Source organism: Methanoregula sp., assembly GCF_035543475.1.
Lineage (GTDB): Archaea > Halobacteriota > Methanomicrobia > Methanomicrobiales > Methanospirillaceae > Methanoregula.
In genome coordinates this window covers 109,798-133,458 of the sequence record NZ_DATKKA010000011.1, presented here as the reverse complement: position 1 = coordinate 133,458, position 23,661 = coordinate 109,798, and the positions used below count along the sequence as shown (strand labels likewise).

Genomic DNA, 23,661 nt, shown 5'->3' with positions numbered 1-23,661 from the left:
TTTATTACCCATAAGGAAATACTACTCGATCTGGATTATGAAAACAAGATTTTCAGTTATTCTCATCCTTGGCCTCTGTCTTGCTGCCGGCATCGTTATTGCCGGTTGCACCCAGTCGTCCACCCCTGCACAGGTAACGACCACCACACCCGCGTCCACAACTGCTGCTCAGGCTCCACAGACCGGCACCGCAGGCATGGCAAACCCGGCCTCAGTAAACTGCGTCAATGTGGGCGGGACCCTGCAGATCATGGACAGCCCGGCGGGCCAGTACGGTATGTGTAACTTCCCCAACGGGACCTCCTGTGAGGAATGGGCACTCTTCCGCGGAGAGGGATGCCAGCCCGGTGTTGCAGCAAACCAGACCGTAAACGCTACCGCACCGGCAGGCCAGACAGGCATGGCAAACCCGGCTTCGGTAAACTGCGTCAATGTAGGCGGGACTCTGCAGATCGAAAACAGCCCGGCAGGCCAGTACGGTATGTGCAACTTCCCCAACGGGACCTCCTGCGAGGAGTGGGCACTCTTCCGTGGAGAGGGTTGCAAAGCTGCAAATGTGACGGCATAAAAAATTTAAATCACCTTTTTTTGTTTTTCTGCAATACACCGTGGGATAAATCCCTGCCCGCACAATAAATTATACCCGTCAGGCCGGCAAACACCATCATCATGAAGGCAGACATCCCCCGGATCGTGATCGCCGGCACGCATAGCGGATGTGGTAAGACCACAATCGCCAGCGGCCTGATGGCAGCCCTCGTGGCCCGCGGCCTTGAGGTCCAGCCGTTCAAGACCGGTCCCGACTTCATCGATCCTTCCCACCACACGCTCATCTGTGGCAGGACCTCCCGGAACCTGGACTCCTGCATGATGGGAGAGGCCGGGGTTCTCCGGACATTTGCCGGGGCCACGACCGGTGCCGATATCGCCGTTATCGAAGGGGCGATGGGGATGTTTGACGGGACCGGGGGCACGGATACCGCAAGTGCGGCCCATGTAGCGCGGATCCTCCGTGCACCGGTCGTACTCGTGGTCGATGCCCACGCGGTCTCGCGCAGCATCCATGCCACGATCCGGGGCTTCAGGGACTTCGATCCCCGGGTAACGGTTGCCGGCATCATCTACAACCGGATCGGGAGTGACCGGCACCGGGCGATGATCGCACAGGAGGAGATTGTCCCGGCGCTCGGATGGGTGCTCCGACAGCAGGAGTGCGAGGTGAAAAGCCGGCACCTCGGTCTTGTGATGGCGCATGAGTCCCCGGCAATGAAAGCCTTCGGGCGCGTAATCCGGGAGTCCTGCGATCTCGACCGGATCCTCGCAGTTGCAGGAACAGCCCGGCCGCTTCCGGTTCCCGGGAGTGCAGCTGCAAAACCGCAGCCCTCGCACCGGCGTGCCGTGATCGGGGTTGCCCGTGACGAGGCGTTCTGCTTCTACTACCAGGACAACATCGACCGGCTTGCCCGCGCCGGAGCGGAAATTCTGTATTTTTCCCCTCTTGCCGATGCGGCACCGGAGATGGATGCAGCGTACCTGGGAGGAGGATATCCCGAGCTCCATGCCGCGGCACTGGAACGCTCGCGATGCAGGACCTTCCTTCACGAACGAATTTCCCGGGGCATGCCGGTCTATGCCGAATGCGGCGGCCTGATGTACCTGTGCCGGTCCCTGAAAACGGACAGGAGCTACGCGATGGCAGATGTTCTCCCGGCCCGGGCGGAGATGACGCAGAAACTTCAGGCACTGGGGTATGTTCATGGATCATTTGCCACCGGGTCCGGTCTCTGGGCAGGAAAACTGGCAGTCCATGGCCACGAGTTCCATTATTCCCGGGTAGAATGTGACAACGATGCCCGGTTTGCACTCCGGCTCGGCCAGGGAAAAGGCATCCGGGACGGGCACGATGGTCTGACAGAACATGCGGCCATCGGGGCGTACACCCATGCGTATTTCACTGACGCGTTTGCCCGGCGCTTCGTGGATGCCGCTGCAGCCTCTTTGCGATAGGAATCCGGCATGGACAGGATCACCCGGCGTTCTCCGTGTGCGGCCGGTGCCCTCTCCGGGACCCGGGGGGGAAAAAGAAGTATATGATCGGCAGCGTATTCTCCGTACGGTGTCCTTATGACCGCACGATCCCGCATCCTCTTTATCTGCACCGCGAACGCAGCGCGCTCCCAGATGGCTGAAGGCTACCTCCGGGCAAAATATGGTGATCGTTACGAGGTCTTCTCGGCAGGATTCCGCCCCGCCGGCCGGGTGAGCAGCCGGGCGATCGATGTGATGAGGGAGATCGGGATCGACATCTCGGGCCAGCGGCCAAAACCGCTCGAAACATTTGCCGGTGTACCTCTCGATCTCGCGGTCACACTCTGCGACAACGCCCGTGCCGTCTGCCCGGTGGTTCCTTCGGCAAAAAAGACGATCCACTACAGTGTCCCTGATCCGCACCTGACTCCCGGAACCGATGCAGAGATTCTCGACGGTTATCGCAGGGCACGGGATGCTATCCGCACGTGGATCGATGCACATTTTGCACACGGTCTGCCTGTCTGAAAACCGCAGTGAGATAAAAAAATTCATCATGCCCCACCGCCACCATTGAACTATCGGCGCGTGGTATCCATGACCGGACCGAAAAAGAAGCGGACGAACCTGTATGCGGAGTCGCTCGCACTCCACGAGCAGTATCGTGGCAAGATCGAGGTCCACGCAAAGGTTCGGCTCAAAAACCGGCGCGATCTCTCCCTTGCATATACCCCGGGAGTCGGGGCGGTCTCCCGGGCGATCGCAGAGAACCCAGACCTTGCCTGGAAGTACACCCTCAAGGCCAACACGATCGCGATCGTATCGGACGGCTCCCGCGTGCTCTCGCTCGGGAACATCGGGGGATATGCGGCCATTCCCGTAATGGAAGGAAAGGCCGTCCTTTTTAAGAAACTGGCCGGTATTGATGCGTTTCCAGTCTGCTTCGAGAATTATCACACGGAATTTGCCGACGACATCAAGAACATCGCACCGGTCTTTGGCGGGATCGCGCTCGAAGATATTGCCGCCCCCAAGTGCTTCGAGCTCGAAGAGGCGCTGCAGGGAATCGGTATCCCGGTGATGCATGACGACCAGCATGGCACCGCGGTGGTGGTGCTCGGGGCACTGCTCAATGCCTGTCGCGTGACCGGGAAGGCATTTGAGGATCTTAACGTCGTCATCTGCGGGGCAGGAGCAGCGGGCTTTGCTATCACGCGCATGCTCCGGCATATCGGGTACGATCCCGGGCTCTTCCCCAGCGTGAACGATATTATCGTCTGCGACACGCAGGGGATCATCCACCGCGACCGGGAAGGATTGTACACGAACAAGTACAAGTTCATCATTGCCGAGGAGACCAACCGGCGCAGGCGAACGGGTACACTCGCCGATGCCATGGATGGGGCGGATGCCTGCATCGGCGTCTCGGTGCCCGGGATCGTGACGCCGGCGATGATCCGGACCATGGCGGACGATCCGATCATCTTTGCCATGGCAAACCCCCTGCCCGAGATCCTGCCAAAAGATGCCCTCCTTGCCGGCGCCGGTGTGGTCGGCACAGCCCGGAGTGAGTACCCCAACCAGATCCACTATGCCCTTGCCTTCCCGGGAATCTTCCGGGGTGCCCTTGATGTCTGCGCCACCCGGATCTCTCCCGAGATGAAACTCGCCGCGGCCCACGCACTTGCCGGGTACGTGAAAAGGCCCCGGCGGGAACGCATCCTGCCCCGGGTCCTCAACAGGGGTGTAGTAAAAACCGTAGCCGGCGCCGTACGGGAAGCAGCGATCGCAAGCGGCTGTGCCCGGAAATTAAACGATATACCGGTTGAAGGATACCCGGGCTAGGTGCCATAAATGCAATCTTGAAAAAAAAAAGTTTGGCATCCAGCTCTATTGAATATCTGTCTCTACCATGCAGATTCCCCCTTGCGCCAATGCGTCTCCTGGAGGGAACAGGGTGCAGGGCGCTGCCTCTGTATTACCGGTATTCCTGTATTTTCTGGAGTTTTCCGACACAGGTAATACGGAATCATCGCTAAGCGGGGGATTCCAACGCCGGGGGGGCGGAGGCTTGCCGGAGCCACCAAGAATGTCTGACTAAAAAAAATCCCACTAGAATTTCTCGCCCGGTTCCGGCCTTACCACCCGGCAGACCTGCTCCATAAGCGCATGGTGTCGGAGAAGTTCGGCGCAATAGATAACGCTCCTGTCGGCAGAGGGAATGGGCTCCCATGAAAGCCCGCAGTCCGTGTCCCAGAGAATGAGCCCTTCTGCCGGGGCCGGCGGGACCGGCCGGTTCGCGGCTTCATTGAGCAGCAACCGGATCCCATCCGCATCCTGTTCGCCGTTCCCGACCAGGAGAAGTGCTGATGCCATGCACCGTACCTGGTGCCAGAGGAAACTCTCGGCCTTTACTTCGAGGAACGTGAACCGGTCTTCGGCACCAATCCTGATATCGAGGATCTTCCGATACGGATTCTTCTCGCCCACCCGCGCCAGGTTCGAGAAATTGTGCTCGCCAAGAAAGAGCCGGGCTGCATCCGCCATTGCCGGAAGGTTCCCCGCCGTTTCCGAATAATAATACCGGTATGTGCGCGATCGGGCATCATACCGGGGATGGAATGTATCCGGGACACCAGCGGTGGCCGTGCACCAGATATCCGGAGGGAGCTGGCAGTTGAGAGCCTGTCGCGCACGATCCGGGCTTGGCGTGGAGAAGGCAACGACCTGCCCGCACGCGTGCACTCCGCGATCGGTCCGGCCGGCAGAGGTAAATCCCGCGCTCCGCCAGTCTGAAAAAAGGTCCAGTCGCCGGCATGCCGCGATGAACTCGCCTTCAACCGTACGGCTTGACTCCTGCTGCTGCGAGCCGTAAAACCGGGTGCCCAGGTACGATACCCGGCACGCAAGCCTTACCGGACGCGGAACCGTCGGGTCAGCCTCTTGAGCTTTCTCCATGTATTGTTCAGTGACTGGCGGGTATACGTACGCAGGGGTGTCTTTCTCCCGCCACAGGAGACATGCCCCGCCCGGATAGCGGCAAAGATCGCCTGCATCTCCGGCTCGGCCTCGACAAAGGTTCTGCCAAAGCCAACGAATCGTGCATTGTGGGCATCGCTTCCCCCGACACAGGGCTTGTTCAGTCGTGTCGCGATCCGGCCGGCCTTCCGGTTCGCCGACCCCACGATGTACCGGCTGTTGAAAGCCTCAACGGCGTCAACGATGTTCATCGCGGCCCGGATCCTCCGGGCAACACCGTGCCGCCACATATGGTACGGGTGAGGGAGGATAACGAGCGCTCCCATCCGCCGGGCGATCCCGACAGTCTCGCGGACATCAAGCCCGGAGGGGATGACTTCAGTTACGCCCAGTACCAGCAGGTGCCCCTGCCGGGTTGAGACTTCGATCCCCGGGATAACAAGGACCGTGCTGTTGTATGCGAGGGCCTTTTTGGCCCCATCCACGCAGTCGTGGTCGGTGATGGCGATCGCGTCCAGGCCCACCGCTTCTGCCTGATGAAGGATCTCTTCGACACTGCTCTCGCCGTCCTTGGAAAAATTTGTATGCACGTGCAGGTCGCAGGTCAGCATCTGATCACTAGTGTTTTTATCTCTCTGGTATTAAGAAAACGTATGCGCATCCTTCTTCCCACCGGTGCCGCGACCGCGGATACTGTCCGCCGGGCGGCGGCCGGTTTCAACGCTGATGTCGTGATAACGGGGAAGATTGCGTCGTTTCTTACTCCTCATGCGCTCCGCGCCCTGATCGCGAAAGGGACGTACGACGCCGTGGTTGTTTCGGGGATGTGCACGGTCTCGTTTGAGCACGTGGAGCGCGAGACCGGGGTGCCTGTGTACCGCGGCCCCCGGCACGCGGCTGATCTTGCATGGGTCCTTCCCCTTGTGGGAAAAATCTCCCTATCCGGCGAGGTACCCGCGGACGATTTTCTCGTGGCAAAAAAAGCAGAAGAGGCGATGGGCCGGGTAGCGGAAGCGGAGGACACAGCTGAGCCGGAGTTTGTGATCCGGGGCATGAAGATCGGCGGGGGATCGCGGATGAAGGTACTCGCCGAGGTCATGGACGCTCACCGTGCTGATGATATCCGGGAGATCGTGGAGCGGTACTTTGCGGCAGGGGCGGACATCGTCGACCTTGGCTTTGGATTCGATGCAATGCCCGAAGACGTGACGCGGGTCTTTGGCGAGCTTGCCGGTATTGACCGGCCTCTCGCGGTGGACACGCAGGACCCGGCCCTGATCCGGGCGGCGCTCGTACTGGCCGATCTTGTGCTCTCTCTCCATGAAAAGAATATCCCTCTCGTGGGAAAGGAAATTGCCCGTACCGGGGCTGCAGCGGTTGTGGTGCCAGGCGAGAAGACACTCCGGGCAAATATCGCCCGGGCCCGGCGGGCCGGGATCGCCTGCATCATCGCCGATCCCCTGCTCCAGCCGGCAGGGTCAGGGATTGTAGCCTCGCTCGGGCGGTTCCGGGACTATGGATGCCCGATCTTCTTTGGTGCAGGAAATGTCACGGAGCTTCTCGATGCGGACTCGATCGGGATAAACGCCCTTCTTGCGGCCATGGCACAGGAGGCCGGTGCTTCGATCATCTTTACCAGTGAGCATTCCGACAAGACCCGCGGCTCGATCCGGGAGATGCGGAGGGCAACCGAGATGATGGTGCTCACCCGGGACCGGCCATATGCAAAGGATCTCGGCATCGATCTCCTTGTACTCAAGGAGAAACGGCGGAGGCGCGAACCGCCGCTTGAATATGAGACGGTAGTAACGGCAAAGCGGATGCCGGACGAGATCACGTATGACCCGAAGGGCAATTTCCGTATCGGGATCGAGGGAGACCGGATCGTGGCAGAGATCCATGGGACGGCAGTTACAGGGACACGCTGGCAGGATGTCTTGTATACGCTGATCGAGGGGGGCCAAGTCTCGCTTCTTGACCATGCGGGTTATCTCGGCCGGGAGCTGTACAAGGCGGAGCTCGCGATCCGGTACGGCAGGAGCTTCGAACAGGACGGGGAGTTTTGACCGGAAGGGTGAGATACCTCTCAACCCTTTTATCCCAAAACCTCTCCATCTCTATACATGACTACGCAGGTACGGGCATCCCACATCCTCGTGACAAAGGAAGACGATGCACAGAAGATCCTGAAGCGGATCAAGGACGGCGAGGACTTTGCTGCCGTGGCAAAGCGCTTCTCCTCCTGCCCATCCAGGAAGAGCGGCGGAGATTTGGGCTGGTTCGGCAAGGGTCAGATGGTCCCCGAGTTTGAGGCGGCGGCCTTTGCTGCAGAGCCGGGCTCCGTTATCGGGCCGGTCAAGTCCCAGTTCGGGTACCATGTCATCAAAGTGACCGGGAAGAAGTGATCCTTCGAACCCGGATCTTCCCACTCAAACATTTTTTTTATTGCCAATGTAACCGCATCGGTCCTCACCAGGATAATCTGCTACCTTTCGTGGCTGTCGTTACCGGAAATACGGAACGAATATCCTGGCGCTCATCTCAAACGAACGTTTCCGTATCTGCCGGTTCCTGCGGCGCACTCACACAGAAGATCACGGTTTGGACCGGAATTCCTGCGCGGCCGGAACCGGGAACCTGATGGGCCCTTTTTCCTGTGCACTTCCGGATCCTGACAAGAGCAGCACATAGTTGTGTTTACCCGTAAAGGAAACGTCCGTAATCGTTCGGATCCCCATAAAAAGAAAGTTCCGGGATTGTCCCGGGCTGGAACCGGTCGTTCTTTCAGGTCCCGGGACCCTGCACAGGATCGGGTTTTTTTGGCCGCAGCCATGCAGGAAACCCGGAGAGGGATAGTGTTAACCACCCGGTATCATCCTTGACCGGTACCGGCGAGTATTTGACCGGCCGCGTGCTGCGAATTTATAACAGGCCCAAAAAAAGGCCGCATGCGGACAGCTGCGAACAGCAGGTGCCCCATGGAGAAATGCACCATGAAAATGATACGGAAAATAGGACTGGTGTGCGCGGCACTGATGTGTGCTGCTGTAGTAATGGTACCACTGGTCTCTGCTGCCGGACCCGGCGGTCAGGGATTTTCACCCCAAGGCCAGTCAGATCAGGGACAGGGAAATATGATGATGCCCGGCAATGGCGGCAACGGACAGAACACCGGTTCCGGTAACGGCCAGGGATCCGGTAATGGGGCGGCGCCCGGTGGCGCTCCTGAGAACGGGCAGAATCCGGGCAACGGTCCGGATTCTTTTGCAGGAAATGCTACAGCACATCAGGGTCCGCAGGACCGGAACTTTGGTAACGCGAGCTGGAACGCGACCCCTCCGGGTCCCGGTGGCGATCTCAACCTGACCGCACTGGGAAACACGCTCTTTGGCCAGCTGCCTCCCGACGTCAACACCACCGAGAGCAATAACTGGACAATGCCATTCAACACAACGGGACCCCAGCCCGGCGGGCAGAATGTGCCCCTGCCGGCAGGCAACCAGACCGGACCAAATCCCGCAGGAGGAAACGTAACGCCTCGGTCCCCGCCGGCACTCTCCGGTAATGGAAACGCAAACAGTGGAGGAAACCAGATGGGTACCAATACTGCCCCGGCAGGAGGCCCCCAGACAACACAGCAGGCAGGCAGCGCGAGCCAGGACCAGAAGGACAGCGACCTGATCGCGGCCTTCCTTTCATGGCTCAGGAGCGGGGGCAGCTCCTCATCCTGACCATTTTTTGTTTTCTTTTTCGCAATCGCGAATTCTCCTGTCGTCGCGATCGGACCACCCGGAACCGGGTCACCTGGAGCAGTACGAGCCTTTTTTCTCATACCAGAACGAATGGATCGGTACAAGCGCCAGAAACGCTCTTTTCGTGTGCCATCATGACCATCCGCGGGATCAAGAAGGAACTCCTGATGCTGCTGCTCGAGCTGGGAAAAAACAGCCATCCCAACGAATTTGCCGCGCTCCTCACAGAGGATGACGGGGTGATTGCCGAGCTCAACCTCCTTCCCGGCACAATCACCGGCAGCTCGTCAGCCTCGGTCTTTTTTGACATGATGCCGCTGGGCACCCACCTCGCAGGGAGCGCCCATTCCCATCCCAATGGCGTTCTCCGGCCCTCGGGCGCAGATCTGAATTTCTTTCCCCGGGCAGGGAAGTACAACCTGATCATCGGTGCACCTTACCGCGAGAACGACTGGAAATGTTTTACCGCAAATGGCGAGTCCTGCGAGCTCGCGGTGATCCCATGACTTCCCGGCGCGTGGTTGCCACCGGGACGTTCGACATCCTCCACCCGGGGCATCTCTACTACCTTGCCGAATCAAAAAAGCTGGGCGATGAACTCTGGGTGATCGTTGCGCGGGACGCCAACGTAAAGCACAAGCCACACCCGATCGTGCCGGAAGATCAGCGCCTTGCGATGGTGGCCGCGCTCAGACCCGTCGATCATGCAATCCTCGGGGACCACACCGACATGTTCCGCCCCATCCAGGAGATCCACCCCGATATCATCACGATCGGGTTCAACCAGTATTTCGATGAGGAAAAACTGCGGGGCCAGCTGGCGGAACGGGGGCTTTCTCCACAGGTCGTGCGGATCGGGAAATACGCGGACGGCGACCTGGCAAGCTCGCGCCTGATCGTCCAGCGGATCGTAGAGGCGCGGGGCGACGGGGATCAGCGGACCGGGTAGAAGGGGCAGTCCGCCATCCGGCATTCCTTGTTCATGCCATAAAACCGGCAGGTAACTGCCGGATCAAGGGGGATAGTCATCCCCAGGTGTTCCCGGACAAAGGCTACCGCCCCCTGGATGGCAAGGAACGTGTTGCGCTTGCAGCAGCGGGGCCCGCCATGCAGGGCAATCGTTTCGAGACTCTTTGCCACCACAAGATTTGCCTGCTGCCACTCGCGGTGCGAGAGCGGGGTTGCACCGGTCACAAGCGAGATAAAGATCCCGGTGCCCACCGCGGCCCCGCAGTCCCCCATAAACCCACAGGCACCGCCCCGGATCATCCCGGCGCGATCGCGGGCAGTCGCGATCATCTTTGCCTTCCGGTCCGGCTGGCCTGCCACATTCCAGTATGCCGCAAGGAGAACTGCTGGCACAAGGAAGTGGTGTTCGGGGCCGTGCATGTTCACAACCGGATTTTGCATCAGGGTGATCGCCATCCGTATCGGATCGGTCTCAGCGGTCCGGGCACAGTACTCCTCGATCGCATCGTCCGCGCCCAGGCTGTGGCAGCGGTCGCAGACGAAGTGTCCATCCTCGCAGAGGGCATTGGTTTTCAGGACCCGGTGGCAGTACGCACACTCGTGCTCCTCCGGCGATTCGAGATAGCGGAGCGGTTTTCCGCAGACCATACACCCGGTGCGGTAATCGGCCATGGATCCCCCGTATTGTCAAAAGAGAGGATCTCCTGCAGGAAAAACTTTATCGATTCGGGCGGGCATCCCCTGCCTGAGGTGTCCGGAATGGAGGGAACTGCCCGCGAGGTAGAGAAACTGATCCGGCTCGCACAGGAGCGGGGAGCGCATGCGCAGGAGATCGCACCGGAGGATATCGTGGTGGCGCAGTGGGTGAGGTTCAAGTGCCGCTACGGGTGCAAGGGGTACGGCAAGCATTTCGGCTGCCCCCCGTATGCCCCGTCACCGGAGGAGACCCGGAGAATGACCGGTGAATACACAAGGGCGCTACTGGTCCGTTTTGACGGGGTCCCGGGCCACGGGGCATTCGGGCCTGACGATATCCCTGACGACTTCCACCCGTACTTCCGCGACCTGATCCTCTGGGTAAACGGGACGATCCATTACCTTGAGAAGACCGCATTCTACGACGGGTGGTACAAGGCATTTGGCATGGGCGGGTACCCGTGCATCTGGTGCGAGCACCTCCACTGCGTTGCCGAAGAGGCGGAAGGGATAGTAGACGAGAGCCTGCGCCGGAAGTGCCGGCACCTGGACATGGTCCGGCCCAGCATGGAGGCAGCAGGAATAGATGTCTTTGCAACGGCAAAGAACGCCGGCTGGGACCTCGCCACAATCCCGTGCAAGGACATGGAGTACGGGAAGATTGTCCATTCCGATCTCCACTCGATCGGGCTGGTTCTGATCGAATAACGATCAATGGCCTGCCCGTATCTTATGAGGGGGGCCGCGATGGCGGGATCCGCCCCGGAACCCATGGGTGAAAACGCCGGAGTACTTCGCCGCAAACGACCCGACCAGAGAGGTCACGATCACCATCACGGCAATCGTGGCAGCAACCGGGGGTGACCCATACAGGGCGGCAAGAGCAATGGAGAACTCACCCCGGGCAATGGTGTTGGTCCAGATCTCGAGACCCGACTTGGCAGATCCATAGAGGGCGAGACCTGTCAGCACACCGGAGATCAGCTTGCTGGCAACGGCAAGGATACAGATGATCCCGATCATGTTCAGGTTGATGGTACCGGACAGGTTGATGGTGATCCCGAAAAAGACAAAGAAGATCACCAGGAAGACATCCTTGAACGGGCGGGCATGCTGCTCGAATGCATCCGGATCGGTAGTGGCAAAGGCCGCCCCGAGCGCGATCACCATCAGCGTGTCCGGGATGCCTAGGAACAGGGCAAAGCCTGCCGTTGCCACCACCGCGACGAACGTAAAGAGGACCGGCAGCTCGTCATCACGCTCGAGGATCGAGACCAGGAACTCCTTCCCGTAATGGGCAAGGGCGTACATGATCGCAAGGCCGCCAAGAACCTCCACGGCAAAGAGGAGTAGGTTCTCGTTGCCCGCCGAGAGGAGGGCGAGGATGACGATCAACACGAGATCCTCAAAAACCATCAGCCAGATGATCGTCTCGGACTCCCGCATCATCAGTTTCCGGTTCTCGATAAGGGAGGTGACGGCAAGTGCAGTGCTGGAGCTGTAGAACGCCGCTGCGACGATAAGCGACTCGATAAGCGAGAACCCGAGCAGGTACGCGGCCGCAAAGCCGATCAGCATGTTGACGTTGAGATCGATGATCCCGCTCGTGAGCACTTCCCGCTGGTTCTCGGAGATTTTATCGACCTTGAGGCCGAGGCCCACAAAGAAGAGCAGAAAGATCAGCCCCATATCGGAGAAGAAACTGCTGATCTGGTCGGATGCCACAAGCCCGAGGCCGGCCTTTCCCAGGACTACCCCCGCGATGATGTAGAACGGGATCGCCGGGATCGACAGGTACTTGCTGACCAGCGCGAGCACCAGGCAGACAAAAAGGGCGATGATGATGCCTTCCATCAATCCACCATGATCTCACGTTCAAACAATCTGAGCTGATCTGATTCGCCAATCACCAGGACTGCGTCGCCGGTCTCGAATACGAACGAGGGTGGGGGATTAATGATGTTTCGCTCATTTCTTGAGACCGCAATCACGGTCGTTCCGGTCTTGGCCCGGATCCTGAGGTCTTCGATCGTCTTCCCGGCAATTGCCCTGGGGATGATATAGGAATGGATGGTAACCCGGAGATCGGCAAGCGCCGAGAACGCGATCTCCACGCTTTCCTGGTCGGCCTCGATGATCGCTCCGGTCAGGATGTTACCCAGCCTGCGTGCCTCCACCGGGGTCATCTCAGCGGCACTTGGGGTATGGCAGCCCTTCTGGAGGGTGTACATCTGGATGGTGCCGGTCTTGGTAAAAAAGATCGCAACGGTGTCGCCCTTCTCAGTCTCGAATTCGTATTTTGTTCCAACACCGGGAAGGTTGAGGGATCGAAGAGCCATAGGAGACATTAGAGAAATGTTCCTAAAATATATTGCTTTTTCCAAAGGAAGGGCCGCTGCGGCAAAGGAGAAGGGTGCAGGTGGCAGGGGACATCGTAAGCGAAGACAGGATAACAAAAAGAGCCCGGGGCACAAGCAGGTGAGAGGGTCCCGCTCATGCGTTTTTGGGGTCTCATTCAAGGGTTTTTGTTCTGAGAGGCCGGGAGGATGGCAGTTCACAGACTGTACCGCGTTCCGGTACACATGATGCCCTGAGGTTGTATCCTCCTCATACCTGATGTTGAAAGAGCCGGTGTTTAAACCCCCGACCGGGCAGGGTGAAAGTGATGCCGGGAGTACAGGTAGCAGGGGTTGGGGGCAGAACCAGCACCTTTTTTTGCGTACTGATGACAAATAATGATAAATCGGACGCGTGTTCCCGCGCCCATCTGTTCATCCCGTCTCGAGGAGTTGGTCATCATCGCAGAAATCCCAAAGGAAGAGTACCTGAAAAAGTGCACGTCTGCATGTGCCGGATGTAGTTCGTCCCTGACCCTGCGCTACGTGCTCAAAGCGGCCGGGCCCGACACCGTGCTTGTGGTGCCCGCGTGTTGTACGAGTGTCATCCAGGGGATCTACCCCAACACCGCGATGAACGTGCCGGTCTATAACGTCGCATTCGCCGCGGCGGCGGCATGTGCTTCGGGGATGTCGGAAGCATTCCGGGCAACCGGCAAGAAAACGAACGTGATCGTCTACGCCGGTGACGGTGGGACGCTCGATATCGGCATCCAGTCGATGTCGGGCGCGTTCGAGCGGGGTACCGATTTCCTGTACATCTGCTACGACAACGAGGCCTACGGGAACACCGGCATGCAGCGCTCGGGTGCGACACCACTGGGTGCACGAACCACCACCACCCCTACGGGAAAGACGGTCGAGAAGAAAGATATCGATGCGATTGCGGCCGCTCATCATCTTGAGTATATGGCAACGGCCTGCAGCGCCTACCCGCAGGACATCTATAAGAAGGTGGCAAAGGCGCTCACGTTCCGGGGCCCGACCTTCATTCACATCCTCGCACCCTGCCCGCCCGGCTGGCGGTACCCGACTGAGAAGACCATTGAGATGGGAAAACTCGCGGTAAAGTCCGGCATGTGGGTGCTCTACGAGCGCGAGCACGGGAAACTTTCCATCAGCGCTCCGTCGAAGGCCGCAATGAAGAAACCGCTGCCGCTCGAAGATTACCTTGGCCCGCAGGGCCGGTTCAAGGGCATCGATGCAAAGTCGCTGGAGATCCTCAAGCAGCGCCTGGCAGAGAACCTCAAAAAACTTGCCGCAGAGGAGGTGTCAGCATGAGAGAGATCTCAACAGGTAACAAGGCGGTCGCAAAAGCGGTCAAACAGGCGCTGCCCGAAGTGGTTGCGGCATACCCGATCACCCCCCAGACAGAGATCGTTGAGACGATCGCGGATTACGTCACGAGCGGCCAGATGCAGAGCCGGTACATCCCGGTCGAGAGCGAGCACTCCGCGATGGCAGCCTGCATCGGCGCGAGCATCACGGGCGTGCGGACGTTTACCGCGACAAGCGCCCACGGTCTGCTCTACATGCACGAGATGACAAACTGGGCGGCGGGCGCACGCCTGCCCATCGTGATGGCGAACGTGAACCGGTCGCTTGGGCCCGGCTGGAACATCTGGGCCGAGCACACCGATGCGATGCAGGAGCGTGACACCGGCTGGCTCCAGGTCTATGTCTCGACCGTGCAGGAGGCCTACGACACGACCCTCATGGCGTTCCGGATCGCGGAGCATAACGATGTGCTCCTGCCGGTGATGGTCAATCTCGACGGCTTTGTCCTCTCCCATATCATGCAGCCCCTCGACACCGTAGAGCCCGGGGACTTTATCCCTCCGATTCACCTGCCCCATGCAATTGATGTGAAAAACCCGGCCGGCTATGGTGGGCTGACCGGGCCTGACCAGCATTTCCGGTTCAGGTGGGATATCGAGCGCTCGATCCGCGATTCGGAGAAGGTGATTGCGGAGACCGAGAGGGACTTCGCAAAGCGGTTCGGCCGGAAGTACGGCCCGACCGAGGAGTACCGGTGCGAGGATGCGGACGTGATCCTTATCGCTATGGGCACGCTCGGGAAGGAGGCCGAGGTTGCGATCGATATCCTGCGAAAAGAGGGGATAAAGGCCGGCTCGATGCGCCTGCGCTGGTTCCGCCCCTTCCCGAAGCTTGACCTTAAGGGAAAGGAGGTCGTGGTTATCGACCGCGACTACTCGTTCGGGTACGGCGGGATCGTTGCCCACGAGATCATGGCTAAGTGCCACTGCGATGTTTTCAGTGTGATCGCCGGCCTTGGGGGCCAGGAGGTCACGTACGATGACATCGCTGAGTTTGTCCGGAAACGCCGCACAGGTACGGAGTTCTGGTTCGGGGTGAACACCCATGTTTGAGATCCGGATCCACTCCCGGGGCGGGCAGGGTGGCGTAACCGCAGCCCGGCTCCTTGCCACGGCCGCGCTCCATGACGGGAAGTACGCGACCGCCTGCCCCTTCTACGGCGCCGAGCGCCGCGGGGCGCCGGTTGTCTCGTTTGTCCGGATCGATGACCACCCGATCAAGGTATACAGCCAGATCCGGCAGCCGGACCTTGTCGTGGTGCTCGACGCGAGCGTGATGGAGACGGTCGATGTGCTCCACGGCCTGAAAAAAGGCGGCCGCGTGCTTATCAACAGCGCCCATAAGCCGGAATTTGCCGGATACACGACATACAATGTCGACCTGACCGGCATCGCCCTCAAAGAGAACCTCGTTGTTGCGGGCAGCCCGATCCTCAACACCCCGGTGCTCGGGGCGCTTGCAAAAATGGGAATCATCTCGGCAGGCTCCGCAAAGGATGCAATCCGGGGGATGTTTACTGATGAGCGCAACGTGAAAGCGGCAGAGGCAGCCTATAAGGAGATGAACACATGAGCTCAACCACAAAACGGGAACGGCTTGCCGTGAGCCGGCCAACGGAGGGCGCTGCCGGCCAGACCGGCTCGTGGCGGGTCTTTAAGCCGGTCGTGGATAAGGAGAAGTGCAACGCGTGCGGGCTGTGCTCAATGTACTGCCCGGACGGCGTAATCGACGACGACCTCAACGTTGACCTGGCGTTCTGCAAAGGCTGTGGGATCTGCGCAAACGAGTGTCCGAAAAAAGCGATCGCGATGGTACGGGAAGAGAAGTAGCACCAAAAGAGAGCGTTTCTTTTTTTTCCCGCCATATTCACTTTTTCCGGCACCGGTTGGGGGGATCGTTTACGCAGGAAAGAAATGATCTTCCGACGGTGGTGCAATTCGGAACCTTTTTGATGCTCTGCCTTAATATACCGATTCAGGTGCGGCACTGTGGGCGGCAGGTGTTTTGGAGATACCCGGGATCTCTTCAAATTTGATTTGGTACGGCATATGATGAAATCTCTCCCCGAACTGGAGGGATTCACCTTCGTCCCGATGTTGACAGGAACAGAGTCTGAAGGGTCCCGGAAAAACGGTGCGGGAAAGGACTTAAAAAAAGCGTACCGTTCCGGAAAAGCCGGCAGCCAGAACCAGAGACTCCGGGAGCACATGGAGCGGCTGCAGGAGATCGACACAGACCTTGCCTATATTGAAGGGGTTTGTACGTATTTTGGCAGGGAGCTGATCTTCATCGATATCCCGGGCAGGCAGCAGTTCACGAACGATGCCCGAGGGGCCTATTTCCGGTCTGTCTTCGGGAAGCTCCCCAAAAAATCCCTGATCTTTATTGACCCGGAAACAGGTCTTGCAGAGGAGAATACGGATTGCAGGCATCTCCTCTTCACCGAGATAAAAACCGTGTCTGACCGGATGGACGCCGGCTCGGTCCTGATGCTTTACCAGCACCTGTCCCGCGGAAAACATCGGGAGGCTATCCCGGCAATTGTTGCCCGGCTGGAAGAATGCACCGGTTTAAAACCTGCCGTCATCACTGACAACGAGCTGGTCTTTTTCATCCTCGCAAAAAACCAGAAGCTCGCTGCCCGCTTACAGGACAGCCTTGAATGCTATGCAGACACCTACCCGGCCCTGCAGTGCATGAGCTGTATATAACCACACTTTTTTATTGAGTTCTGTTACGGGCAGAACGCGTGTCCGGAGACCACGCCGGCCGGTTTCTCATCAGAATGCTCTTCTGCCATGTATTCGAGATTGAACCGGTACAGGTGGGTAAAGTGGCAGTTCCGGCACCGCACCGTGATATTGCGACAACCGACCGTAAGATCGTGGAGGCCGTCAACGCCGCAGTTCCGGCACACCGCCTGTTCCGCAAGTGACCAGACCGGCCAGCGGCCGGGTTTTACAAACTGCCCGGCTTCGTCCACATCCTCGATAACGGGAACGAAAACACGAGTGGCGCCGCAATGCCCGCAGGTGACATCGGTGCGGTTGGGCATGACCTGGATGTGCTGGTCTGCCAGCTCCCGGCAGTGGTAACAGTCCGTGCGGTATTTCGTGCTGATAAACCGGTCGCTCATGGAGGAGTGGTGTGCACCCGGGGTATCATTAACCTTACGCCGCTGGAGGAACAAAGATCGCTCCGTTACATGGCGGGTGCACCGTGAACACAACAATTCAGGTTTTTTTTCCCAATCTGCACGGGATTTAGCCGTAAAAAAGGTAAATTTATTTAATTATGGAAAATTCATGTATACCCATATGAAACTGCTCATGGGATTTATTATCCTTCTTGTCGCACTGGTGGCAGTCACCGGGTGTACACAGACCGCATCGCCTTCCGCGCAGACGACCGTTGCAACAACGGTTCCCACAACGGAAGTTACCACGGCAGCAACCCCGGTCGCAACCATGGCGGAGACCACTGCCCCGGCCACCAACGAGACGGTTATGGCAAACGTGACTGCACCAGCAGCAAATATGACCACGGCAGCAGTCACAACAACTGCAGCACCCGTAAATGTTACGGCCACGATGACCCCGGCCACCGGGATCACGACCATCCGCTTCACCAGCGCGGGTTTCGTGCCCCAGTCGGATATCGTCCTCACGGGCACCAGTGTCTCTTTTGTGAACGCTGACAACGTCACCCACTCGATCATGACCATCGGGAACAACACCGGTATGTTCAACTCCGGAGCCCTCATTCCGGGCGGTGCGTTCCCTTACACCTTCAGCCAGAGCTCAGGTTCATTTGTCGTTGCATTGGCAGATAACCAGTCGATAACGGGAACCATTATTGTCCAAGAGCCTTCCGGTGTAACCAGTTACAATCATGCGTAAGGAGAGATCCTTACCTCTTTTTTTTGGTTTTTCCCCGAAGTATCAATCATACTTTCAGTTGGCGTTCGGAAATTCTCGCCAAGGAAGCATTTTTCTGAGAATTCATGAACATCCGGGATAGGATCGCAGAGCCGGCCGCTTTCCGGATTTAAAAATTATTCTGCTTTTAACAGACGGCTGTGTAGACCCGTCAGAGGAGAATACACAGTAGTTCCCACTCCCGGATGAAGGATGATTCAACGGGATGCAAAAATAAAAAAATGGATCTTTCTGGGGGGATTTAGAAATCCATACCGCCCATGCCGGGGGGCATGCCACCCATGCCGCCGGGGCCGCCTGCACCGGGTGCCGGGCCGGGGGACTTGGAGGATGCGATCACATCGTCGATACGGAGGATCATGATCGCGGCTTCTGCGGCCGATGAGATGGCCTGGGTCTTGACACGGAGCGGCTCGACAACGCCGGCTGCCTTCATGTCGGTTGCCTTGCCTTCGTAGACATCAAGGCCGAAGGTCTTCTTGCCCTTCTCGTGGGCTGCACGGATCTCGACAAGCATGTCGATGGGGTCAAGACCTGCGTTCTCTGCAAGGGTGCGCGGGATAATCTCGAGGGCTGCTGCGAACGCTTCGATAGCGAGCTGGGCCCTGCCACCAACGCTGGCTGCGTACTCGCGGAGCCGGAGGGAGAGCTCGGTCTCGGGTGCGCCGCCGCCGGCGACGACCTTCTTGTCCTCAACAACAACACCGACAACGCGGAGGGCGTCGTTGATGGCGCGGTCGAGTTCGTCGACCACGTGCTCAGTGCCACCGCGGACGATGATCGAGACCGCCTTGGGATTCTTGCACTGTTCGACAAACGTCATCTCTTCGCCGGAGACCTTGCGCTCTTCCACAAGGCCGGCCTTGCCGAGCTCTTCCTTGCTGATCGCGTCGATAGAGGAAACGAGGCTGCCACCGGTTGCCCGGGCGAGCTTCTCCATGTCGCTCTTCTTGACACGGCGGACGGCGAAGATGCCGGCCTTTGCCAGGTAGTGCTGGGCGATGTCGTCGATACCTTTCTGGCAGAAGAGGACGTTGGCGCCGCTTGCTGCTACCTTGTCGACGATGTTCCTGACCATGCGCTCCTCTTCGTCGAGGAATGCCTGGAGCTGCTCGGGGTGGGTAATATTGATCTCGGCGTCGACTTCGGTCTTCTTGAACTCGACTGCTGCGTTCAGGAGCAGGATCTTTGCATTGGTAACCTTCTTGGGCATGGCCGGGTGGACACGCTCCTTGTCGACAAGGACGCCCTCGACGATCTCGGAGTCCTCGATGCTGCCACCGGTCTTCTTCTCGACCTTGATATTGTCGGTGTCAACGGTGCCGTCTTCATCGGCGACCATGGTGACTGCCTTGACGACGAGGTCACAGAGCTTGTCCTTGGATGCTTCTGCGCTCTTGCCGGTCATTGCGGTCTCGGCGATCTTCTTGAGCATCGCCTTGTCACTTGCCTTGACATCGATGGCGATGTCTTTTAAGAACTCCTGGGCCTTCTCTGCGGCCTGCCGGTATCCTGCGGCGATAATGGTCGGGTGGACGTCCTGTTCGAGAAGTCCCTCAGCTTTCTTCAGGAGCTCCCCGCCGATGATGACTGCGGTGGTGGTCCCGTCGCCGACTTCGTCGTCCTGGGTCTTTGCAACCTCGACCATCATCTTTGCGGCCGGGTGCTCGATGTCCATTTCCTTTAAGATGGTGACACCATCGTTGGTGATCACGACATCGCCGATGGTATCGACAAGCATCTTGTCCATACCCTTGGGGCCGAGTGTGGTCCTGACTGCGCTGGCAACTGCCATGGCAGCGGTGATGTTCATACCCTGGGCGTCGCGGCCGCGGGTACGGTTGGTACCTTCTTTGAGAATGAGAATGGGTTGTCCTCCAAGTTGCTGTGACATGAAATTATCACCACTTTTAGCTCAGATTTAGCACTAAAATTGGTTTGTGGTTCTATATAAAATTTATTGGAGAGGGTTCTGATAACTTAACGGATGTTCGAGTTTATTTGCGGGTGGCGATAAGTCGCGGGGGATAATAACACGACTTATTTTTTTACAACAACTTTGTAATTTGTCACGATTATCACCAAAAAACCAATTATCATTAATACAACCCCGGGAGCAGCGTTTGATAAAGAACTATTGAAACCACCGATATTAAAATTCCAATTTATTGCCCCGGTTGCCCCACTGACGGTAAGACCAGCCCCCAATAGGATACAAATAAAACCGATTATTAAACCAGATTTGGCCTTCCTTTCTTCTGCTTTGATAATTAGTTCTGCAATTTCATGGGGAGTTTCGGAAAGTATACTGCAATTGTGAATTCTGATATACCGTTTATTGGTATCATCATCACATTTCAACAATTTCTGTTCTTTCTTTAGGCACTCATCCTCGTATTCATCTTCTTCGGTCTCATAATACTCCTCGACTTCCCAATCCTTGTCTTCACTTTCGATATCATTACCTTCACAGTCTTCTGGATAGCAACAGGCATCTTCATATTCTATTGGATCGTCGTATTCGTCCGAAAGCATTAGCAACTTGATTATATATTAACTCTATATAATGACACTGCATTTTTGATTCCAGTTTGAGTTTAATCCACATTCAGTTCCGGTGCATTGTCAGGACGTTCAAAAATATAAAGAGACCAAAAACCATTGAACACATATGAAAGCCATGAAGTCAGCGGGCCTGGGAATCCTCTCCGCTCTTGTCATGGTGCTCTTTGTCACCGGTTGCGTCCAGATTCCCACCGGGAGCACTTCTTCATCTGCATCTCCTGCGGTGGCCCCGGCACAGACCAACTTCGTGCCAGCGGAAGCGACCGTCGGGCAAACCTATATTGTCGCTGCAACCGTGTCACGATCCACCCCGAGAACCCTCGAAATAACGTACCAGGGGGGACAGGATGCAGCGTACCTCCAGTACATTTCCATAACGGTCAATGGAATCAGCGAGGGAAGTATCGGGCCTGTCAGCGGTGCTTTGTCTTTGCCCATGGGGACATCCGAACTTTTCGCAGCCCATGATCCCGGGCAGGATCACGTTGTCGGGACAGGACATTTCACCAATAATGGCGTGGTCACCGATCAGGTCGTTCTCGAAACAACCCTCTAGGGGCCGCGGTTCTGCGTTGTATCACGCTGCCTGATTCGCCCCCATCTCGCAACGGCTAAATACTGACATACGAAAAGGTTTCCTTGACGACACATGACTGCTGCACCACCGGCCATCACAGGTAACGGCCCGGGAAAGAAGAGGCGCTGGATTGCGAACATGTTCACGGTCACCCGGGCCCTGGTGATCCTCGCCATTACCGGCCTGTTTATTGCCGCCGTCATCGTGATCACCTACGGGTTTGCGGAGCTTTACCGGATCGTGATGCACGTGGGGGGATCCGGTCTATTATCCGAAGGGGCGGGAAAGTATCTCGCGGTGAACATGACCGAGATGATCGACCTCAACCTGATTGGCATCGTGCTCGTGATCATCGCCATCGGTCTCTTCCAGCTTTTCATCAAGCCTGACCTCAGCCTCCCGAAGTGGCTGGATACCCCGTCGCTCGATGCGCTCAAGGAGCGTCTCCTTGTGGTGATCGTGGTGCTCCTCCCGGTGATCTTCCTGGGCTTTGCAGCCACCTGGTCAGGAGGCGTTGATATCGCCGCTCTCGGGTTCGGGATTGCGCTGGTGATGATCGCCACCGGCTATATCCTGAGCATCGTGGGCCGGTTCAAGGGCGAAACCAAAGGACAGGACTAACAGGGCCGGGCGGGAGACAGGGACGAGGGTGCACCGGTGTCAGGGGAAAACGATCTCAAGCTGGAAGCCCTCTCGAAGTACATCGTCACAAGCCCGTCGTGGGTAAAATCCGCTGCCCTGATCCTGCTCCTCTGCGGGTGTCTGGAACTGATGGCGATGCTGGGGAGCCACCGTTCCCTTCTGCACCCCAGCCTCTTCCCGGTCTTTGCCTATCTTATCCCGGCGCTCGCTGCTCTCACCCTGACGCCGGGGCTGGCCGGGCTGTTTGGCGGGAAGCTGACCTATGACTGGTCGGGACTCACGGCGGCCATCGGTCTGGTCATCTCGCTTTTTATCTCGCTTTCCCCCGTCCTCTTCTTTGCCTCATCGTTCCCGGTCTTCTTTGCTGCCTCGCTTGCGTTCGTTTTTGCGTTCCGGATGCTCCTTCTGGCCGCTGTAGTTGATTTCCACCTCCGGAAGGTGGTGGTCCCGGCCCTCATCCATTCCGGTATCGCGGTCATCGGGGCAGCCCCGTTCCTTGGCCTCTCGTATCTCCAGCTCTCCATCCTCCTCCACATCAGCTTTGCCGTGGGAGTGCTCGTATTCATCATCGTGATCGAGCGGCCGATGAAGGCCAACTTCAAAGTCGGTCCTCTCGAACTGGCGAATGCCTTCCTCGCCCATCTCTCGGAAGGGAGTCACAAGCTTGACGAATTCTTCCGGAGCATTGGTGAGAGCGTGGTGGTGCCGCAGGTCTCGCTTGTCCTGCAGCGGGAGGGAAAAGAGGAGATCCGGGTCACGATCCCCAATGTCCACCCCGGACCACTCGGGGAGATCGGCGGGAGTAACCTTCCCAAGATCCTTCACGGCATCCTCGGTAACGCTTCGATGGTCTTCCACGGGGCAGCTTCGCACGATTTTAACCCGGTGGACGAGGACGAGGTGAAAAAACTGGGAGCAGGTGTGCTTGCCTCCCTGCCCCGGTCCTGCACCGGGACCGGCTGCACGGTCCCGGCACGGCACCGGTGCGGTTCGGTGGACGTGATCGTGCAGGCATTCGGTGACACCGTGATCGCCGCGGCGACCCGGTCCCCCCAGGTCACCGAGGACCTCGAGTTTGCAGTCGGCTTTGCCATCATAAAATCCGGGGAGAAGTACTTCCGCAATATCGGTTTTGTCGATGCGCACAACTGCATGGACACTCTTTCAGACGGCGTGTACCCGGCAACGGAGCTTGCCATGGAGTACCTCGGTGCTGCGGAAGCCGCATTTGCCGCAGCCGCTCAGGAGCCTCAGGCCGCATTCTCCGCAGGCTACGCAGGCCGCCCCTTCCCGTTCTCCCGGCAGGACGGCTTTGGTGATCTCGGCGTCCAGGTGCTGGTCATCAGCTCGGGTGGCCGTACCACGGCATACGTCCTCGTTGACGGGAACAACATGCAGACCGGGGCACGCGATGAGATCCGGAAACGGCTGCTCTCCCTCGTGGACGAATGCGAGGTGATGACCACCGATACCCACGTGGTCAACACGGTCTCGGGGAGGAACCAGGTCGGGCTCCGGGTGCCGGTCGACTCATTTTACCCGGTCATCGAAGAGGCAGCCCTCGCGGCCCTCACCGATGCGGCGCCGGCCCGATCGGCAGGGGTGACCCACTACTGCCACGGGATCGTGGTCTTCGGGTCCCAGAGAATTTCACAGCTTGCGTCCACGGTGAACGGGATGATGGGCTTCCTGCTCCCGATCGCGATCATTGTCATTCTCGGGGCATTCCTGACCACTGCAATGGCCTATTACCTGCTTGTGTACTGATGCAGGGCGGGCGA

Annotated in this window: 27 protein-coding genes; 19 read left to right on the top strand and 8 right to left on the bottom strand. The window is 58.3% G+C overall.

Features of this window, described 5'->3' with window-relative positions; genetic code table 11:
* The first annotated feature begins 37 nt into the window (after positions 1 to 37).
* The 4 genes from VMS83_RS05250 to VMS83_RS05235 all read left to right on the top strand — a co-directional run bounded on the left by VMS83_RS05250 (position 38) and on the right by VMS83_RS05235 (position 3,873).
* Positions 38 to 568, top strand: a complete 531-nt coding sequence (locus tag VMS83_RS05250) for a DUF333 domain-containing protein (protein ID WP_325410565.1) — start codon at positions 38 to 40, stop codon at positions 566 to 568.
* A gap of 101 nt (positions 569 to 669) precedes the next feature.
* On the top strand, positions 670 to 2,007 hold the full coding sequence (locus tag VMS83_RS05245; protein WP_325410564.1) for a cobyrinate a,c-diamide synthase: 1,338 nt from the start codon (positions 670 to 672) through the stop codon (positions 2,005 to 2,007).
* 117 nt (positions 2,008 to 2,124) lie between these two features.
* Positions 2,125 to 2,556, top strand: coding sequence for an arsenate reductase ArsC (locus VMS83_RS05240; RefSeq protein ID WP_325410562.1), 432 nt, complete (start codon positions 2,125 to 2,127; stop codon positions 2,554 to 2,556).
* A 69-nt stretch (positions 2,557 to 2,625) separates the two neighbouring features.
* Positions 2,626 to 3,873 carry an NADP-dependent malic enzyme gene (locus tag VMS83_RS05235; RefSeq protein ID WP_325410560.1) on the top strand — a complete coding sequence of 416 codons (1,248 nt, stop codon included), beginning with the start codon at positions 2,626 to 2,628 and terminating at the stop codon, positions 3,871 to 3,873.
* 267 nt (positions 3,874 to 4,140) lie between these two features.
* On the opposite strand, the gene truA is transcribed toward VMS83_RS05235, so the two are convergent.
* Positions 4,141 to 4,986, bottom strand: a complete 846-nt coding sequence (gene truA, locus VMS83_RS05230) for a tRNA pseudouridine(38-40) synthase TruA (protein WP_325410558.1) — start codon at positions 4,984 to 4,986, stop codon at positions 4,141 to 4,143.
* Positions 4,941 to 5,618 (bottom strand): PHP domain-containing protein, encoded by a 678-nt coding sequence (locus VMS83_RS05225; RefSeq protein ID WP_325410556.1) that lies wholly within the window; start codon positions 5,616 to 5,618, stop codon positions 4,941 to 4,943. The genes truA and VMS83_RS05225 overlap by 46 nt, the downstream gene beginning before the upstream one ends.
* A gap of 42 nt (positions 5,619 to 5,660) precedes the next feature.
* Here VMS83_RS05225 and VMS83_RS05220 point away from each other — a divergent pair, with 42 nt between their 5' ends.
* The 5 genes from VMS83_RS05220 to VMS83_RS05200 all read left to right on the top strand — a co-directional run bounded on the left by VMS83_RS05220 (position 5,661) and on the right by VMS83_RS05200 (position 9,708).
* Positions 5,661 to 7,073 (top strand): dihydropteroate synthase-like protein, encoded by a 1,413-nt coding sequence (locus tag VMS83_RS05220; protein WP_325410554.1) that lies wholly within the window; start codon positions 5,661 to 5,663, stop codon positions 7,071 to 7,073.
* A gap of 57 nt (positions 7,074 to 7,130) precedes the next feature.
* The gene (locus VMS83_RS05215; RefSeq protein ID WP_325410552.1) at positions 7,131 to 7,412 is read left to right on the top strand and encodes a peptidylprolyl isomerase; all 282 of its coding nucleotides are present in this window, start codon (positions 7,131 to 7,133) and stop codon (positions 7,410 to 7,412) included.
* A 729-nt stretch (positions 7,413 to 8,141) separates the two neighbouring features.
* Positions 8,142 to 8,738, top strand: coding sequence for a hypothetical protein (locus tag VMS83_RS05210; protein ID WP_325410550.1), 597 nt, complete (start codon positions 8,142 to 8,144; stop codon positions 8,736 to 8,738).
* A 155-nt stretch (positions 8,739 to 8,893) separates the two neighbouring features.
* Complete coding sequence (locus tag VMS83_RS05205; protein WP_325410548.1) at positions 8,894 to 9,265, top strand: Mov34/MPN/PAD-1 family protein; 372 nt, start codon at positions 8,894 to 8,896, stop codon at positions 9,263 to 9,265.
* Positions 9,262 to 9,708, top strand: a complete 447-nt coding sequence (locus tag VMS83_RS05200; RefSeq protein WP_325410546.1) for an adenylyltransferase/cytidyltransferase family protein — start codon at positions 9,262 to 9,264, stop codon at positions 9,706 to 9,708. The genes VMS83_RS05205 and VMS83_RS05200 overlap by 4 nt, the downstream gene beginning before the upstream one ends.
* On the opposite strand, the gene VMS83_RS05195 is transcribed toward VMS83_RS05200, so the two are convergent.
* Positions 9,693 to 10,400: a DUF5714 domain-containing protein gene (locus VMS83_RS05195; protein WP_325410544.1), complete on the bottom strand. Its 708-nt coding sequence runs from the start codon at positions 10,398 to 10,400 to the stop codon at positions 9,693 to 9,695. The genes VMS83_RS05200 and VMS83_RS05195 overlap by 16 nt on opposite strands.
* Positions 10,401 to 10,487: 87 nt before the next feature.
* Between VMS83_RS05195 and VMS83_RS05190 the strand changes: the two genes are divergently transcribed.
* Positions 10,488 to 11,132 carry a DUF2284 domain-containing protein gene (locus tag VMS83_RS05190; RefSeq protein ID WP_325410542.1) on the top strand — a complete coding sequence of 215 codons (645 nt, stop codon included), beginning with the start codon at positions 10,488 to 10,490 and terminating at the stop codon, positions 11,130 to 11,132.
* A 3-nt stretch (positions 11,133 to 11,135) separates the two neighbouring features.
* Here the strand turns inward: VMS83_RS05190 and VMS83_RS05185 are convergent, their stop codons facing one another.
* Together VMS83_RS05185 and VMS83_RS05180 are read right to left on the bottom strand one after the other, a co-directional pair.
* On the bottom strand, positions 11,136 to 12,278 hold the full coding sequence (locus tag VMS83_RS05185) for a cation:proton antiporter (RefSeq protein ID WP_325410540.1): 1,143 nt from the start codon (positions 12,276 to 12,278) through the stop codon (positions 11,136 to 11,138).
* Positions 12,278 to 12,763 (bottom strand): cation:proton antiporter regulatory subunit, encoded by a 486-nt coding sequence (locus VMS83_RS05180; protein ID WP_325410538.1) that lies wholly within the window; start codon positions 12,761 to 12,763, stop codon positions 12,278 to 12,280. Before VMS83_RS05180 ends, VMS83_RS05185 begins: the two co-directional genes overlap by 1 nt.
* Before the next feature lie 459 nt (positions 12,764 to 13,222).
* Here VMS83_RS05180 and VMS83_RS05175 point away from each other — a divergent pair, with 459 nt between their 5' ends.
* The 5 genes from VMS83_RS05175 (at position 13,223) to VMS83_RS05155 (ending at position 16,869) form a co-directional block, all read left to right on the top strand.
* Positions 13,223 to 14,101 carry a thiamine pyrophosphate-dependent enzyme gene (locus VMS83_RS05175; protein WP_325410676.1) on the top strand — a complete coding sequence of 293 codons (879 nt, stop codon included), beginning with the start codon at positions 13,223 to 13,225 and terminating at the stop codon, positions 14,099 to 14,101.
* Positions 14,098 to 15,210 (top strand): transketolase C-terminal domain-containing protein, encoded by a 1,113-nt coding sequence (locus VMS83_RS05170; RefSeq protein ID WP_325410536.1) that lies wholly within the window; start codon positions 14,098 to 14,100, stop codon positions 15,208 to 15,210. The genes VMS83_RS05175 and VMS83_RS05170 overlap by 4 nt, the downstream gene beginning before the upstream one ends.
* Positions 15,203 to 15,730, top strand: coding sequence for a 2-oxoacid:acceptor oxidoreductase family protein (locus tag VMS83_RS05165; RefSeq protein WP_325410534.1), 528 nt, complete (start codon positions 15,203 to 15,205; stop codon positions 15,728 to 15,730). The genes VMS83_RS05170 and VMS83_RS05165 overlap by 8 nt, the downstream gene beginning before the upstream one ends.
* Positions 15,727 to 15,987 (top strand): 4Fe-4S binding protein, encoded by a 261-nt coding sequence (locus tag VMS83_RS05160; protein ID WP_325410532.1) that lies wholly within the window; start codon positions 15,727 to 15,729, stop codon positions 15,985 to 15,987. Before VMS83_RS05165 ends, VMS83_RS05160 begins: the two co-directional genes overlap by 4 nt.
* A gap of 219 nt (positions 15,988 to 16,206) precedes the next feature.
* Positions 16,207 to 16,869: a hypothetical protein gene (locus tag VMS83_RS05155; protein ID WP_325410530.1), complete on the top strand. Its 663-nt coding sequence runs from the start codon at positions 16,207 to 16,209 to the stop codon at positions 16,867 to 16,869.
* Between the two features lie 23 nt (positions 16,870 to 16,892).
* Here the strand turns inward: VMS83_RS05155 and VMS83_RS05150 are convergent, their stop codons facing one another.
* Positions 16,893 to 17,294 (bottom strand): hypothetical protein, encoded by a 402-nt coding sequence (locus VMS83_RS05150; protein ID WP_325410528.1) that lies wholly within the window; start codon positions 17,292 to 17,294, stop codon positions 16,893 to 16,895.
* Between the two features lie 181 nt (positions 17,295 to 17,475).
* Between VMS83_RS05150 and VMS83_RS05145 the strand changes: the two genes are divergently transcribed.
* Positions 17,476 to 18,057 carry a hypothetical protein gene (locus VMS83_RS05145; RefSeq protein WP_325410526.1) on the top strand — a complete coding sequence of 194 codons (582 nt, stop codon included), beginning with the start codon at positions 17,476 to 17,478 and terminating at the stop codon, positions 18,055 to 18,057.
* Positions 18,058 to 18,337: 280 nt separating this feature from the next.
* On the opposite strand, the gene thsA is transcribed toward VMS83_RS05145, so the two are convergent.
* Together thsA and VMS83_RS05135 are read right to left on the bottom strand one after the other, a co-directional pair.
* A complete protein-coding gene (gene thsA, locus VMS83_RS05140; RefSeq protein WP_325410524.1) occupies positions 18,338 to 19,990 on the bottom strand; it encodes a thermosome subunit alpha in 1,653 nt (550 codons plus the stop codon).
* 146 nt (positions 19,991 to 20,136) lie between these two features.
* Positions 20,137 to 20,631 (bottom strand): hypothetical protein, encoded by a 495-nt coding sequence (locus VMS83_RS05135; RefSeq protein WP_325410522.1) that lies wholly within the window; start codon positions 20,629 to 20,631, stop codon positions 20,137 to 20,139.
* A 136-nt stretch (positions 20,632 to 20,767) separates the two neighbouring features.
* Here VMS83_RS05135 and VMS83_RS05130 point away from each other — a divergent pair, with 136 nt between their 5' ends.
* The 3 genes from VMS83_RS05130 (at position 20,768) to VMS83_RS05120 (ending at position 23,647) form a co-directional block, all read left to right on the top strand.
* The gene (locus tag VMS83_RS05130) at positions 20,768 to 21,217 is read left to right on the top strand and encodes a hypothetical protein (protein ID WP_325410521.1); all 450 of its coding nucleotides are present in this window, start codon (positions 20,768 to 20,770) and stop codon (positions 21,215 to 21,217) included.
* 93 nt (positions 21,218 to 21,310) lie between these two features.
* Positions 21,311 to 21,859 carry a YqhA family protein gene (locus VMS83_RS05125; RefSeq protein ID WP_325410519.1) on the top strand — a complete coding sequence of 183 codons (549 nt, stop codon included), beginning with the start codon at positions 21,311 to 21,313 and terminating at the stop codon, positions 21,857 to 21,859.
* Between the two features lie 36 nt (positions 21,860 to 21,895).
* Positions 21,896 to 23,647, top strand: coding sequence for a DUF2070 family protein (locus VMS83_RS05120; RefSeq protein ID WP_325410517.1), 1,752 nt, complete (start codon positions 21,896 to 21,898; stop codon positions 23,645 to 23,647).
* Positions 23,648 to 23,661 lie beyond the last annotated feature (14 nt).